The sequence below is a fragment of the Sorangium aterium genome (assembly GCF_028368935.1).
GTDB lineage: Bacteria > Myxococcota_A > Polyangia > Polyangiales > Polyangiaceae > Sorangium > Sorangium atrum.
Genome location: NZ_JAQNDK010000002.1, coordinates 1359051 through 1373899, shown reverse-complemented (window position 1 = coordinate 1373899; position 14849 = coordinate 1359051). Strand labels below are relative to the sequence as shown.

General features: G+C 72.8%; 12 protein-coding genes and 1 pseudogene. 10 read left to right on the top strand and 3 right to left on the bottom strand.

Going from position 1 to position 14849, the window contains the following annotated elements:
- Positions 1-73: 73 nt before the first annotated feature.
- The 8 genes and pseudogenes from POL72_RS20185 to POL72_RS51795 all read left to right on the top strand — a co-directional run.
- On the top strand, positions 74-634 hold the full coding sequence (locus tag POL72_RS20185) for a GNAT family N-acetyltransferase (RefSeq protein ID WP_272097094.1): 561 nt from the start codon (positions 74-76) through the stop codon (positions 632-634).
- Between the two features lie 12 nt (positions 635-646).
- Positions 647-1426, top strand: coding sequence for a lysophospholipid acyltransferase family protein (locus tag POL72_RS20180; protein WP_272097093.1), 780 nt, complete (start codon positions 647-649; stop codon positions 1424-1426).
- 8 nt (positions 1427-1434) lie between these two features.
- The gene (gene speB, locus POL72_RS20175; RefSeq protein ID WP_272097091.1) at positions 1435-2430 is read left to right on the top strand and encodes an agmatinase; all 996 of its coding nucleotides are present in this window, start codon (positions 1435-1437) and stop codon (positions 2428-2430) included.
- 101 nt (positions 2431-2531) lie between these two features.
- On the top strand, positions 2532-3524 hold the full coding sequence (locus POL72_RS20170; RefSeq protein ID WP_272097090.1) for a M14 family metallopeptidase: 993 nt from the start codon (positions 2532-2534) through the stop codon (positions 3522-3524).
- 126 nt (positions 3525-3650) lie between these two features.
- The gene (locus POL72_RS20165) at positions 3651-5048 is read left to right on the top strand and encodes a serine/threonine-protein kinase (protein ID WP_272097089.1); all 1398 of its coding nucleotides are present in this window, start codon (positions 3651-3653) and stop codon (positions 5046-5048) included.
- A complete protein-coding gene (locus POL72_RS20160; protein ID WP_272097088.1) occupies positions 5035-6042 on the top strand; it encodes a tetratricopeptide repeat protein in 1008 nt (335 codons plus the stop codon). Before POL72_RS20165 ends, POL72_RS20160 begins: the two co-directional genes overlap by 14 nt.
- 133 nt (positions 6043-6175) lie before the next feature.
- Positions 6176-6883 carry a hypothetical protein gene (locus POL72_RS20155; RefSeq protein ID WP_272097087.1) on the top strand — a complete coding sequence of 236 codons (708 nt, stop codon included), beginning with the start codon at positions 6176-6178 and terminating at the stop codon, positions 6881-6883.
- Positions 6852-7169: pseudogene (locus tag POL72_RS51795) on the top strand (alkaline phosphatase PhoX); the annotation flags it as partial. The gene POL72_RS20155 and the pseudogene POL72_RS51795, both read left to right, overlap by 32 nt.
- A gap of 83 nt (positions 7170-7252) precedes the next feature.
- On the opposite strand, the gene POL72_RS20145 reads toward POL72_RS51795, so the two are convergent.
- Both POL72_RS20145 and POL72_RS20140 read right to left on the bottom strand, forming a co-directional pair.
- Positions 7253-10114, bottom strand: a complete 2862-nt coding sequence (locus tag POL72_RS20145) for a PBP1A family penicillin-binding protein (protein WP_272097086.1) — start codon at positions 10112-10114, stop codon at positions 7253-7255.
- Positions 10115-10321: 207 nt separating this feature from the next.
- The gene (locus POL72_RS20140; RefSeq protein WP_272097085.1) at positions 10322-11527 is read right to left on the bottom strand and encodes a serine/threonine-protein kinase; all 1206 of its coding nucleotides are present in this window, start codon (positions 11525-11527) and stop codon (positions 10322-10324) included.
- Between the two features lie 86 nt (positions 11528-11613).
- On the opposite strand from POL72_RS20140, the gene pgeF reads away from it, so the two are divergent.
- Complete coding sequence (gene pgeF, locus POL72_RS20135) at positions 11614-12426, top strand: peptidoglycan editing factor PgeF (protein ID WP_272097084.1); 813 nt, start codon at positions 11614-11616, stop codon at positions 12424-12426.
- Between the two features lie 9 nt (positions 12427-12435).
- Positions 12436-13698, top strand: a complete 1263-nt coding sequence (locus tag POL72_RS20130) for a bifunctional nucleoside/nucleotide kinase/histidine phosphatase family protein (protein WP_272097082.1) — start codon at positions 12436-12438, stop codon at positions 13696-13698.
- Between the two features lie 92 nt (positions 13699-13790).
- Here the strand turns inward: POL72_RS20130 and POL72_RS20125 are convergent, their stop codons facing one another.
- Positions 13791-14789 carry a hypothetical protein gene (locus POL72_RS20125; protein WP_272097081.1) on the bottom strand — a complete coding sequence of 333 codons (999 nt, stop codon included), beginning with the start codon at positions 14787-14789 and terminating at the stop codon, positions 13791-13793.
- Positions 14790-14849 lie beyond the last annotated feature (60 nt).

Below are 14849 nucleotides of genomic sequence, written 5' to 3'. Positions count from 1 at the left end.
TGACGTGTTCTCCACGGAGTCCCGGCATGCTGCGCCCACAACGACGATTCAATTAGAATAAGGAGGCGCAACGATGAGCCGTTATGTGGCGCGCACGCTCCGAAGCGATGACTTTTCGACTTTGATGGAACTGGAGACGACCCTCTTCGGCGACGCGGGCGAAGGGGAGCTCGGGCGGTATTACATCCGTCTTTGCTGCGACTTCTTCAAGGACTCTTGCTTCATGGTCGAGGCCGCGGGGAAGCCCGCGGGCTACCTGCTCTCCTTCACGCGCGGCAAGGAGGTCTACTGCACGACCCTCGCCGTCCTGCCCGAGTATCAGGGCTCCCGCGCGACGCACACGCTCCTCCGCGCGTTCGTCGGGTCGATCCTTGGATGGGCGGAGTCGTGCTGGTTCACCGTCGAGGAGGACAACCACGCCGCGCGGGCGCTGCACGCCATGCTCGGCGCCAAGGAGATCGAGGTCCGCCCCGATTTCTATGGAACCGGGCACCCGCGCATCATCTCGCGCATCGATCGCGACGCGTTCATGGCCCTCCGGGCCCGCTTCGAGAAGGTGGGGCTCGTCGATCGCCAGGCGGACGCGAAGGAGCCGCGCGCGGCGGAGAGCAGCGGCATCGCCGCGGTGGCCTGAGGCCGACAGACCATGACGACCACCGCTCCGCTCGACCACGGCCGCCGCGCACCGGCGGCGGCCGACCGGCCCTGGACCGAGGCGCTCTCCATCGCCAGCCGGCTCTCCGGCGTGATGGGGCTCGCGCTCGACACCATGTTCCGGACCAGCCTGCTGCCCACGCTGCCCGCCTCGCGCCACCGCGAGAGGGCGCGCCTCCTTCACGGGATCGCCCGGGACCTGTGCGCGCAGCACTCCCTGCGCGTCCGCGTGACCGGCGCGCTCCCCGCGTCGCCGTTCGTGATCGTGGCCAACCACGTCAGCTACCTCGATCCGATCCTCCTCGCGTCGCTCACCCCCTGCACCGCCATCGCGAAGCAGGAGATCGGCAGCTGGCCGATCATCGGCGATCGCGCGCGCGATCTCGGCGTGATGCTCGTCGATCGGCGGCGCCCGGCGAGCGGGGCGCGCGTGCTCCGGTGCGCGCTCCGGGCCCTTCGCCATGGCGTCCCGGTGCTGAATTTCCCGGAGGGCTCGACCACCCGCGGAGAGAAGGTCCTCCCCTTCCGGAAAGGCATCTTCGGCGTCGCCCGGATCGCGGGTGTCCCCATCGTGCCCGCGGCCATCACCTACGATGATCCGGAGCTCTGCTGGGCGGGCGACGACACCTTCCTCCCCCATTTCCTCCGCTTCTCCAGCCGCCGAGAGGCGAGCGCCCGCGTCGCCTTCGGCCCGCCGCTCGGCGATCACGGCGGCGCGGCCGATCTCGCGGACCGCGCCCGCGCCGTGATCCTGGACCTCTTGAGCCTGTAGGAGATCTCATGTCTCAACAACGAGCAGCCGCGTACCTGCGGCACGGGCAGACTCCGTTCTTTCGCCTCCCGACCGCGGGCTTCCACGAGGCCGGCGCGTCCGCCTATTCCGGCGCCGACGCCGTGCTCCTCGGCGTCCCGTGGGACGGGAGCGTCACGTACCGCCCCGGCGCGCGGTTCGCCCCCTACGAGCTGCGCCGCGTGAGCGCGCTCGTGCAGTCGTATCACCCCGGCCACGGCGTCGACGTGTTCCGCGCGATTGACGTGCTCGACGGGGGCAATGTGCCCTTTCCCCCGTTTCACGCGGACTCCGTGCGCGAGCTGATCCAGGCCTCGGTCGACGAGGTGCTCGCGGCCGGCGCGGTCCCGTTCGTCGTCGGCGGCGACCACTCCATCGCGCTCCCGGTGCTCCGCGCGCTGTCGCGGCGCCACGGCCCCGTCACGGTCGTCCACGTCGACGCGCACCTCGACACGAGCACCTCGGAGGTGTGGGGCGAGCCGTTCCACCACGGCACGCCGTTCCGCAACGCGATCGAAGAGGGGCTGATCGCGCGGAGCGCGCTCCACCAGATCGGCATCCGCGCCACGTGGGGCCACCCGGAGGAGGGCGCCTTCGCGGCGCACGCCGGGGCGACCCTCTACGGCATGGATCGGATCGACCGCGACGGCGCTCACGCGGTCGCCGCCGCCATCAGGGCAGCCGCGGGCGAGTCGCCCGTCTACATCTCCTTCGATATCGATGGCATCGACCCGGCCTATGCCCCGGGCACCGGCACGCCCGTGCCCGGCGGGCTCACCTCACGCGAGGCGTTCCAGCTGCTCCGCGGCCTCGCGGGGATCAACCTGGTGGGCATGGATCTCGTCGAGGTATGCCCCGCCCTGGACCACGCCGACATCACCCTCCACCTCGGCGCGCACCTCCTGTTCGAGGGCCTGGCCCTCCTCGCGACGCGCAAGGGCAACAAACGCGACCAGCGCGACCAGCGCGACCAGCCGCGCGGATGACGCGGATGACGCGAATCGTGGAATCGTGGAATCGCGCCACGTGAATCCGCTCAATCCGCTGGCGTCCGCCGCCATTCCGGTGTCACATAAGAGACACTGGGATGACACGCTCGCCCGCTCTTTGTGGCCGCTACGCCGATCTCCCGCAGCTCGATGACGCCTGGGCACGCCTGGCGCGCACCTACGGCGGACGGGAAATAACGATCGGGACGTCCGCAAACGGAAGGCCATTGCGGCGCTACGACTTCGGCAATCCGCTCGGTCCGACGTTCCTGCTGACGTCGCTCATGCACGGGGTCGAGGTGATCGGCGGGCTCGCGCTGCTCGATGCGGTCCGGTCGATCCTGGCGAGCGGGCGCGCGGGCGTGGCGGCGCGGGCGCGGCTCGTCGTGGTGCCGGTCGTCAACCCCGACGCGTTCGCCGACAACCTGGAGCGCCTCCGCGGCGAGCGGCGGGCGTCGCAGCGCTGCAACGCCCGCGGCGTGGATCTGAACCGGAATTTCGCGCCGCTGTCCTCGTCGCGGCCGCTGCACCCGTTCGCGGGCTCGCGGCTCCGGTGGTCGCCGCACTACACGGGGCCGCACGCCTTCTCGGAGCCCGAGTCGCGCGCCCTGCGCGACGTCGCGCTGGAGACGCGGCCTGCGCTCGCGATCGGCTTTCACAGCTGCGGCAACTTCCTGCTCTACCCGTGGGCGCACACCGACGTGCCCAACCCGCGCGAGCCGCTGTACCGGGCGCTCGGCGACGCCTTCTGCCAGGCTCTGCCGCGCGAGCGGTACGAGGTACGCCAGGCGGCGCACTGGTACCCCACGGTCGGCGACATGGACGACTGGCTCGACGCCAACCTGGGAACGCTCGCCTTCACGGTGGAGGTCAGCCGTCCTGCACGCTCCTTCCGCGACATCCGCCGGCTGCTGAACCCGTTCTGGTGGTTGAACCCGCGCGAGGCCGACGAGGCGATCGCCAACGTCGTCCCCGGCGTCGGCGCGCTCCTCTGCGACGCCCTCGACCGCGGCGTGGGCGGCGCGCCCTCGCGGGCGGCCCCGCCGATCGACGCGCCGCCTGTGGAGCTCTTCGCCGACGCCGCCGAGTGAAATGGCCGCGCTCGCGGCGTGCGCGCCGATGTCGGCGGTCGCCATCCCGCGCTGGCCAGAGGGCGACGGCGGCGAGGGCTGTCGAAAAGTGCCAGTCCCGCGCGCAGCATCCACTATCCTTCGGGCGTGGACGCCGCCACGCCCCGCATACCGCCGACCGTGCGGATCAGCCCGAGCGCGGCGGCTCGTCACGCCGGCGCCGACGAGTCGGACATCTGGCAGCACACCCCCGACGAGGTCGTCGAGGGCAAATACCGGCTGGTCCGACCGCTCGGGCGCGGGGGCATGGCCGAGGTCTGGCTCGCCGTGCACGTCACGCTCAAGACCGAGCTCGCCGTGAAGTTCCTCAGCGCCTCGCTGACCGGCGACGCGGAGCGGAGCCGCACCGTCCTGGAGAGGTTCCGGTTCGAGGCCCAGATCTCGGCCCGCCTGAGCGCGCGCACGCGGCACATCGTCGCGGTCCACGACGCGGGGGTTCACGACGACATCCCTTACCTCGTGATGGAGTACATCCCGGGGCGAACGCTGTTCGCCGAGGTGCGCCAGAAGGGACCGATCGATCCGGTGCGCTTCGGGCACATCCTTGATCAGATCGGGGACGCGCTCACCGTGGCGCACGACATGGGCATCGTGCACCGCGACCTGAAGCCCTCGAACGTGATGCTCGTCGACGCGCCCGGCGCGGAGCTGACGGTGAAGGTCGCGGATTTCGGCATCGCCAAGGCGCTGCACGGCGATCTGGGCCTGGATCGACCGCAGGAGACGGAGGCCGACGTCATGCTGGGCTCGCCGAACTACATGAGCCCGGAGCAGCTCGCCTCGCCGCTCGCGGTCGACGCGCGGGCCGATGTCTGGGCGCTCGGCGTGCTGGCCTACGAGGTGCTGACGGACTGGACGCCTTTTCACGGCAACAGCATCGCGGAGATCATCGTGGCGGTCAGCACCCGCGATTTCGAGCCTGCCACGGAGATCAAGCGGTCGCTTCCCCCGGGGCTCGACGCCTGGTTCTCGCGCGCCCTCGCGAAGGGGCCGGCGCAGCGGTTCGCCTCGATCCGCGAGATGGTCGGGGCCTACCACGCCGCGCTCTCGGCGCCGCCGCCCGAGCGGCCCGCGGAGGTCGCGCCGCCGCGGCGGCCTCGGGTGGCGCCCGCCGTGGCGCTGGCCTGCCTGACCGCGCTCGTCGGAGGGACCGCCGCGCTGGCGGCGCGCCTGCTCGATCGGCCGCGCCTGGAGCAGCCGGCGCGGCTGGTGGCCCCCGGCGTGCGGGGCGCGCTCCAGGGCGTGGCGCTGCGCTCGCCGCCACCGCCGCAGCCCACCGCAGCCGAGCAGCCGGCCTCCGCGGCGACGCCCGCGCCGCCTGCTTCCACAGCATCGCCCGCGCCGCCGGCCTCCGCAGCGCCTGCGCAGCCGCGCTCGTCCCAGCGCCGCCCCGGGAGTGACAGGGTCGCCCCGCGCGCGACGGCGACCGCCGCGCCCACGGTGCCCCGGCGCCGCAAGGAGATCGACAAGAGTGAGACCTTTTGAGCGACGGCTCATCACGCTCTGCAGCGCCGCCTTGCTCGCGGCGGCGCCGGCGCGCGCGCTCGCCGTCGGGGCCGAGGAGGACGCGAAGACGCTGTTCGCCCGGGGCCGCGAGCTGCGGAGCGCCGGACAGTGCGACCAGGCGGTCATCGCCTTCCGGAGCGCGCTGGAGATCTACCCCGAGGGGCTCGGCGCGCTCAGGAACATCGCCGAGTGCGAGGAGGAGCTCGGCCGTTATGCCTCGGCGAGGCGAGACTGGTGGGATCTCCGGCGCGCCGCGCTCCAGTCCAACGAGGCGAAGTACGCCGGGTGGACGGAGGACGCCGAGGCCCGCTACCGGGCGCTCGGCAGCAAGGTCGGGACGTTGACCGTCCGGCTGAAAGGCGCCGAGGGGAAGCCGCCGGTCCAGGTGGTGCTGGACGGCAAGCCCCTCGACCCGAGGCTCCTCGGCGTCGAGCTCGAGCGCGATCTCGGCGCCCACACGGTCGAGCTGTTCTACGGCGGCGCCGCGCCCATCGCGGAGCGCGCCGAGCTCGCGCCTGGCGCCCGTCAGGTCGTGACGCTGACCGTGCCCGCGCCGCTCCCGGCGCGCGACGCGCCCTCCGCGCCGAGCGCCTCCGGCACGCCGCCCAGCGGCATTCGCATGGGCGGCTACGTCGCGCTCGGCGTCGGCGGCGCGGGCGCGATCGCGACCGTCGTGGCGCTGGCCGTGCGCGCCGGCGCGCTGTCCGCGGTCGAGGACGGGTGCTCCCCCGCCGGCGGAGGTGCCTACGAGTGCCCGCCGTCGCTCCAGGGCGACTACGACACGGGCAAGACCGCCTCGACGCTCGCCAGCGTCTTCGCCGGCGTCGGCCTGGTCGGGATCGGCGCCGGCGTCACGCTGCTCCTGCTGAGCCCTTCCGAGCCCACGCCGCCGGCCCCTGGCAAGCCGGCGGCAGAGCTCGTCCTCACGCCGACCCCGGGCGGCCTCGGCTCGCGCCTGCTCGTGAGGTTTTGAGGTCCAGCGATCGGACGCGGCCGGCGCCGTGACGCGGAAGGCAACGCAGGGGCGCGCGTCGCTGAGCTTGTCTTTCCGCACCCGGGCGCTACCCCATAATCGAGGCGAGGGCGCGCGAGGCGGGGAGGTCGAGATGAGCTCACGGCGAAACAACATCCTTGGTTCGATTGCAGGGAGCGGCGCGGTCGCCGTCCGCGGGGCGGCGGAGGCGCTGTTCTCGGCGGCGGGCAAGCGGCTCCTCGACGAGGGCACGCGGGAGGGCCTGCGGCGCGTGATGGTCGAGAACACCACGGCGGTCGTGGACGCGCTCGCGCCCGGGCTCTCGCTTGGCGCGCAGACGACGGGGAAGATCATCGCGGAACAGGGCGGAACGCAGGCCGCCGCGATGGTCGCGCAGGCAGCGGGGCGGCACGTGGGCCAGGCGGCGCTCACCGACGGCGTCTCGGCCGCGGTCGCGAAGGGGCTGGCCCGAGAGGCGATGAGGGCCGCGGGCCGGGAGGTCCTGAAGGGCGCGGGCAAGGCGGCCGGTATCGGGTTCGTGCTCGACGGCGCCTTCGGTGCCTACGAGGGCGTCACGGCCTACCAGCGAGGCGAGATGACGCGGAACGAAGCGCTCGCGCACGCGGCGCAGGAGGCCTCGACAGGCGCGGTGGCGACCGGCGCCGGCGTGCTGCTCGCGGCGGGCCTCGTCGCGGTGACCGGCGGCGCCGCGGCGCCGCTCGTCTTCGCGGTCGGCGCTGGCGGCGCGATCGGCGCGAAGCAGGTCCTGCGGCGGCTCATCGGCCGGGTGTCCTCGAAGGTCCTGGCCCGTGACGTTGCTGACGGCGGCCAGGTGGGGTGACGCCGCAGAGGTGGAGTGTGTCCCGGCCAGCGCGCTCGCCGACTCGACCTCTCGGCGTGTGCGGCATTGCGTTCCTCTCGTTGCATCGGCCCCGCGGCGCCCCTGTGGCAATCGCCCCGTGCCTTTCGCGTGGTGGTGCTCCGACGTGGATCATCCCCATGCGACGACGCATCCGCCGGACAACATCACCATCGCCCCCTGGGGAGAGCTCTTCATGGCGGAGGATGGCTATCGAGGGAACTACCTTCGAGGCGTGACGCTGGACGGGCAGATCTTCGATTTCGCGCGCAACGCGCGGAGCATGAGCGAGAGTCTCTCCCTCCACCTCGGCCGCCCCGCCTCTCTCGCCCATCAGAGGGCTCGTGCCGCTCAGAACGGCGGCGGCGCCGTCTCGCCGGCCGGCAGCGGGCCCGGCTCCGGCGCGTGCTCTGACTCGACCGGCGCTGGCGCGACCCCCGGCTCTACCGGCCGCGGCTCCTCCCCTGGCGCCGGCGCGGTTCCCTGCGGCTCGGCTGGCGCCCCGCCGTCCGCCGGCTCCGCGCCCGCGTCCGTCTCGGGGACCTGCGCCTCCTCGGTCGGCTCCGTCCCGGCGACGAACACCTCCTCGATGGCGTCTTCCTGCCCCTCGCGCGCGAGGAGACCCGTCCGCGGATCGATCTTCACGCGCACGACGCCGCTCGGCACCGGGAAATCGGCGGCCGGGCGCTTCGCGTGCGCCTGCTTCATGAAGTCCACGAACGCCGGCAGCGCCGCCGTGGCGCCCACCTCGCCGTTGCCGAGCGGCGCCGCGTCGTCGTAGCCGGTCCACACGGCGCACGCGATGTCGGTCGAGTAGCCCACGAACCAGGTGTCCTTCGCCTGGTTCGTCGTCCCCGTCTTGCCGGCGATCGGGCGCCCCAGCGAGCGCGCCTGCTTGGCGGTCCCGCTCTGCACGACCGACGTCAACACGCTCGTGAGCACGTAGGCCTCCGCCTCCTCCATCACGCGGTGCCCCGGAGGGCGCGGCGGCAGCGGGATCTCCACCCCGCCGGGCCCGACGATCTTCGTGATCAGGACCGGCTGCTCGTGGACGCCGCCCGCGGCGATGCTCGCGTACGCGGCGGCCATCTCGCGCGGCGTGACCTCGTAGGCGCCGAGGGCGAGCGACAGGTCTGCGCCGAGCTTCGACTGGACGCCGAGCGCGCCGGCGAAGGCGACCACGTTCGAGGCGCCGACGCGCGACAGCGCCGACACCGCGGCCACGTTCACGCTGTGCGCCACGGCCTCCCGGAGCCGCGCCGGCGACTCCCCCTCGCTCTCATCGTAGTTCTGCGGCTTGTACCCGGCGATGGCCAGCGGATCGGTGTCGAGGATCGTCGCCGGCGTCAGCGTGCGCGCGTGGATGCCGTAGCCGTAGACGAACGCCTTGAACGTCGACCCAGGCTGCCGCCGCGCGAACGTCGCCCGGTCGAGCCCGCCGCGCACCGCCTCGTAGCCGCCGACGAGCGCGACGATCTCTCGCGTCCGCACGTCGATCGCGACGAGCGCCCCCTCGGGTCCGAGCTCGAGCCGCAGCGGCGCCGGGGCCGCGGGCTTCCCCGGTTTGCCCGCGGGCGCGGCGCGCCCTGCCTCTCCGGCGGCGTCCTCGTCCTCTTCCTGGCCTGCGGCGGCCGCTTCGACGACCGGCTCCGGCGCGGGGCCGATCAGGCTGACGCGCACGACCTTGTCGACGTCGGCAAACTTGCTCGGCGGGAGCCCGTTCGGGTTGTACCGCTGCGCGCCGCGGAGCGTGACCGTGCCTTCCAGCGTGCCCACGCGCATCGAGAGCGTCCCTCGGGCGTCGTCGGCGCCCGTCACGACTCCCCGGAAGACCTTGTGTCCGGCGGGCGTCCCCTCGAAGGCGGGCGGCTCTTTCTTGCTCCGCGCGAGCGGGCCGAGCAGCTTGTGCCGCTTCGCGTAGGCGTCGAGGTTCTTGCGGACGGACGCGCGCGCCGCCGCCTGCATCGCCGGATCGATCGTGGTCGAGATCGTGTAGCCGCCCTGCTGCGCGGCGGGCCCGACGAGCTCGCGCAGCAGGCGCTGCGCCTCGGCGACCACCTCGGGCGCGAGCTCGGCGAGCGATTCGGTCTCGACGGCGAGCACGACCGGCTCCTGCTTCGCTTGCGCCACCTGGATCTCGTCCGCGAAGGCCTTGCGCTGCATCTGATCGAGCACGAAGTCCCGCCGCGCCACGGCGCGCTCGAGGTTCACCCGCGGCGAGTACACCGACGGCCCCTTCACGACGGCGACGAGCAGCGCGGCCTCGGCGAGCGTCACGTCGCGCACGCTCTTCCCGAAGTAGTAGCGGCTCGCCTCCTCGACCCCGTAGCGGCCGTGGCCGAAGTAGATCTTGTTGAGGTAGAGCTCCAGGATCTCGTCCTTGGTGAGCTCCTGCTCGATCTTCCGGGCGAGGATGATCTCGCGCGCCTTGCGGTTGAAGGTCCGGTCCGGCGTGAGCAGGACGTTCTTCACGACCTGCTGCGTGATGGTGCTCGCGCCCTGCCGGGCCCGGGTCGAGCGGAGGTTCACCGCGAGGGCGCGGAGCATGCCGAGGTAGTTCAGCCCCGCGTGCTCGTAGAAGCCCGCGTCCTCGGCGGCGAGCGCGGCCAGCTTCACCTGGCTCGGGATCTCGCCGATGCGCACCACGGTGCGCCGCTCGGTGAAGACCTCGCCGAGGCGCGTCCCGTCGCGCGCGAGGATGCGCGTCACCTGCGGGGGCCGGTAGTCCTTGAGCTCATGGGTCGAGGGGAGATCCGCCTCGTAGTGCCGGATGACGAGCGCGATCGTGGCGGCGGCGAGCACGAGCAGCGCCGCGAGCGCGATCCCGATGCGCTTCGCCCACGTCGCGATCCCGGGGCCTCTCTCCTGCGGGGGCGCGCCTTCCGGCTGGCTGGGCGGGCGCTGCGCGCCCTCGAGGTGCGGCGCGCTCGACGGCCGCGTTGCGCCGCTGATGCGCTCAGGCGGCTCGCTCCCTCGCCCCGGCGGCCCCGACCGCCGCGCGGGTGGCTCTGACGCCTGACGCAGCGGATCCGATGCCTGACGCAGCGGATCCGACGCTCGGCGCAGCGGATCCGACGCCTGACGCAGCGAGTCCGACGCCTGACGCAGCGGATCCGACGCTCGGCGCAGCGGATCCGACGCCTGACGCAGCGGGTCCGACGCCTGACGCAGCGGGTCCGACGCCTGACGCAGCGGATCCGATGCTTGACGCACCGGATCCGACGCCTGATCCGGCGCATCGGTCTTCCTGACCGGATCGTCCCCGTTTCCCGCTGAGTTCCGTGATTGCTCCGAGGCCATGACGCCGTCCCCGTGAACGCTGGCGCAGGCGATGCGCATCCAGAGCGCCCGTCGCGCCGGCGCGGCGACGCTAGCACGCCCGCGGAGGCTCGCCTCGATCCGGGGCGCGCTCGCGGAGGATCAGCCCTGGAACAGCCGCATGGCCACGATGGTGATCAGGATGCCCGCGATCAGGCAGCCCGCCGCGATGCCGACGAGGAGCAACGGCTTCGCCTCCGCCTTGGCCGGCGCCTTGGTGGGCTGCTTGGCGAGGGGCGCCGGCGCGGGCGCCGGCTTCGCGGACGGCGCCGGCGGCTGCTGGACCATCTTCACCGTCTTCGCCGGCGACTTGAACGCGGACGGCGCGGGCGCCTTGTTCGCCTGGAGCGCGGCGGCGTGCTGTTTCGACGCTTGCTCGAGCGCCGCGTTCGCCTTCTTCGGCATCATCGCCGTGTAGCCCTTGCCCGCGCCGCCCGCGAACGGCTTGAGCGCGTCAGCGAACTCCGCGGCCGACTCGAACCGATCCTCGGGCCGCTTCTCGAGCGCCTTGGCGAGCACCGCGCTGAGCCCCGGCGGAAACTGCTTCCCGGGGACGCGGTCGTCGAGCGGGATCGGGTTCCTCGTCACGTGGTGCTGGATGTACTCCATGGGCGTCCGCGCCTCGAACGGCAGCTTGCCCGTGAGCACCTCGTACAGGATGGTCGCGAGCGAGTAGATGTCGCTGCGCGCGTCGAGCACCTTGCCCTGCGCTTGCTCGGGCGACATGAACTCCGGCGTCCCGAAGACCATGCCCTCCTGCGTGAGCATCACCGACCCCGGCCTGAGCTCCCGCTCCGTCACCTTCGCGAGGCCGAAGTCGAGCACCTTCGGGTAGTCCTTCAGCCCGCCGTTGGTCGACAGGAAGATGTTCTCGGGCTTGAGATCGCGGTGCACGATCCCCTGGATGTGCGCCTCCTGCAGCGCGCCGCAGACCTGGATGAGGACCGGGATCGCGCGCTCGACGGGCAGCGGCCCTTCCTTGCGGACCACCTGGTTCAGGTTCTTGCCCTCCAGGTACTCCATCACGATGTACAGCGAGCCGTCCTCGAGCTCGCCGTAGAGCAGCACCTTGACCGTGTTCGGGTGCGTGAGGTGGCTCATCGCCCGCGCCTCGCGGCGGAAGCGGGAGACGAGATCCTTCCGGTTCGCGAGCTTGGGGTGGAGGATCTTCACCGCCACCATCCGGTTCATCGCCGGCTGCGCGGCCTTGTAGACCGACCCCATGCCGCCGGAGCCGATCTTCTGAAGGATCTGGAACTGCCCTCCGAGCAGATCTCGACCGATATTCGGGTCCGGACCGGCAGCCATGCGTGGAGCCGGAAAATACCACGCAACCCACCCGTATCGTCTATGACCGAAGCAGCGGACGCATCGGATCCCACCGTGGAGCCAAAATGACCGTAAAAATTGACGCCCCCGGGACCGCCGAGGCGCTCGAGAGCCCGCTCCTCGCCGCCGCCGGCTTCTCGCACGCCTTCTTCACCCGGCGCGGCGGCGTCAGCGCCCCCCCGTGGGACACCCTGAGCTTCGCCATCGCCCTCGGCGACGATCCCGCCGCCGTCCGGGAGAACCTGGAGCGCGCCGCGCGGCGCCTCGGCATCCCGGCGGCCCGGCTCTATTTCCTCAGCCAGGTCCACGGCGTCGAGGCGCGGGTCCTCACCGGTGAGGAGGATCGCGACGACGTCGTCCGCGAGGTCGGGGACGTGACCCTCTCGCACGTGCCCGGCGTCGGCTGCGGTGTCCGCAGCGCCGACTGCGCCCCGATCCTCCTCGCCGATCGCCGGACCGGCGCCGTCGCCGCGGTCCACAGCGGCTGGCGTGGGACCGTCCGCCGGGTCGTGGTCGAGGCGGCCCGCGCGCTCCGCTCGCTCGCCGGCCCCGGCGCGGAGCTCGTCGCGGCCATCGGCCCGCACATCGAGGCCTGCTGCTTCGAGGTCGGCGACGACGTCGCCGCCGATCTCGCCGCGTGCTCCAGCGCGGGCGCCGCCGCCGTCGTCCGCGGGGCGCCCGGCGCGCGCCCGCACGTCGACGTCCGCCGCATCCTCAAGGCCCAGCTCACCGAGGTCGGCCTGGACGCAACCTCGGTCGAGGACGTCCCTGGCTGCACGGCGTGTGACCCCGCCCGCTTCTTCTCGTACCGGCGCGACGGACAGCGCAGCGGCCGCCTGCTCTCCGTCATCGTCGCCGGCCGTACCGTCATCGGCTAGAACGCTCCCATGGTCTCGCTCGCGCGCGACTCCTCGCCGATCGTGCTCGCCATGGTGGGCCTGCCCGCCCGCGGGAAGACGTCCATCGCCCGCAAGATCGCGCGGTACCTGTCGTGGCTCGGCCACCCCACGCGGCTCTTCAACGTGGGCAACTACCGCCGCGCGCACCTCGGCACCGCGCAGCCGCACCAGTTCTTCGACCCCAACAACACCGAGGGACGCCAGGCGCTCCTCGGCATGGCGATGACCGCCCTCGACGACCTCATCGGCTGGCTCAGCTCCGGCGGGGAGGTGGCGATCTACGACGCCACGAACAGCACGCGCGCTCGCCGGAACCTCGTCACCGAGCGCTGCCAGGCGCACGGCTTCCCGGTCGTCTTCATCGAGTCGATCTGCAACGACGAGTCGATCATCGAGACCAACGTCCGCGAGACGAAGCTCCGCTCGCCGGACTACCAGGGCGTCGACCCGGAGGCGGCGCTGCGCGACTTCCGCGCGCGCATCGCGCACTACGCCCGCGCGTACGAGCCGCTCGGCGAGCCCGAGCGGAGCTACATCAAGATCATCGACGTCGGCCGCCAGGTCGTGCTGAACCGCATCCACGGCTACCTGCCGGCGCGCCTCGTCCCGCTCTTGATGAACATGCACCTCACGCCGCACCCGATCTGGCTGACGCGCCACGGGGAGAGCGTGTTCAACGAGAAGGGGCTGCTCGGCGGCGACTCCGATCTCAGCGCGCGCGGCGACGAGTACGCGAAGAACCTCTCCGCGTTCATCCGCGAGCGGGCCGGCGACGAGCACGTCAACGTCTGGACGAGCACGCTGCGCCGCACCATCCAGACCGCGCGCCCCATGACGCAGAACCACGTCGCCTGGCGCGCCCTCGACGAGATCGACGCGGGCGTCTGCGAGGGCATGACGTACGAAGAGATCCGCCAGCAGATGCCCGAGGTCTTCAACGCGCGCGCGGCCGACAAGTTCCGCTACCGCTACCCGCGCGGCGAGTCCTACGAGGACGTCATCCAGCGCCTCGACCCGCTCATCATCCAGCTCGAGCGCCAGCGCTCTCCCGTGCTCGTGATCGGCCACCAGGCGGTGCTGCGCGCGCTCTACGCCTACCTCGTGGATCGCCCGGCGCCCTCGTGTCCGACGCTGCCGATCCCGCTGCACACAGTCATCGAGCTGACCCCGACGGCGTATGCCTGCGAGGAGCGCCGCTTCCAGCTCGCGCCCGCCGTCCAGGGCGGCGACTCGAGCACCGCGCACCCCTGAGCCAGGCCACGCGGCCGCGCTGGAGCGCGCGCGGCCGCGCTGGAGCGCGCGCGGCCGCGCTGGAGCGCGGGCTGCGGCGCGGCCGCGCCGGCTCAGCGATCCCGGCTGATCAGCTTGCGGAGGAGCTCCAGCGGGTGGAACGGCAGCATCGCGGCCATGTCGCTGTCGGTCCCGGCCCGCTCGAGCACCGCCCGCACCGCCGGCGCTACGATGCCCATCGGGTCGATCCGCTCCACGAGCGCGCGGAGCGCGCTGAGCGCCGCGCGCCCCGCGTCGATCCCGAGCGGGATGGCGAGGGCCGCCGGCACCGGCGCGAGGATCACGTCGCGCACCGCCACCGCCCTGGCCCAGGCGCCCGGGCTCGGGTCGACCTCGAGCTGCCGGATGGTCTCCGCCTCCGCGAAGCAGCCGAGCGAGAGCTCCCCTGCCCGCTCCTCGATGGCGCGCGAGAGGTGCCGGTAGTCGCGGCGCCAGTCGCCCGCGAGCAGCCCCATGTCCTCCCGCACCTCGTCCGGCCCGAGGATCAGGTTGATCCCGCGGGCGTCGCGGCGGAGCGCGACGCTCGTCCAGAGCTCCCCGCCCTCGAACAGGCCGATCACCACCGTCTTGCCGATCCCGGCGAGCGACTCCAGCGTGCCGCGCACGACGCCCGCCGAGGGGATCGGCACGCCGCGCAGCCTCGCCGGCCAGAGATCGATCCTCCCCACGAGGAGCTCCTCGCGGGCGAGCTGCAGCAGCAGGAGCGACTGGGCGATGAGGTCGTCGCCGCGCCGCACCCGCGCGCCGAACCGCTCCACGATGGCCTCGAGGACGCCCGCCTCGAGCACGGCGGCCCAGCTCGCGTGGTGGCTGGCGGCGAGCTCCTCCGCGGAGAGCGGGACGGCGCGCTGCGCGTCGTCGATCCGGAGCCGGCCCGCGTCCGTGTGCACGAGCTTTCTGAGCTTGCCGCCCGCGTGGACCGCGACGACGCCGCCGCGCGGCCGGCCGACCTCGCGCTCGTCGATGCCCGTGCGCCTGGGCCGGAACAACGACAGCACGCGAACCCAGTCGGTCGCGGTGAACCCCTCGAAGCGGACGTCGGGCGAGAGCACGGGGCGAGCCTACCGCCGGCGCGCTCCGTGCGCGAGCGCCACCCCGGAGCGCGTCGTCAG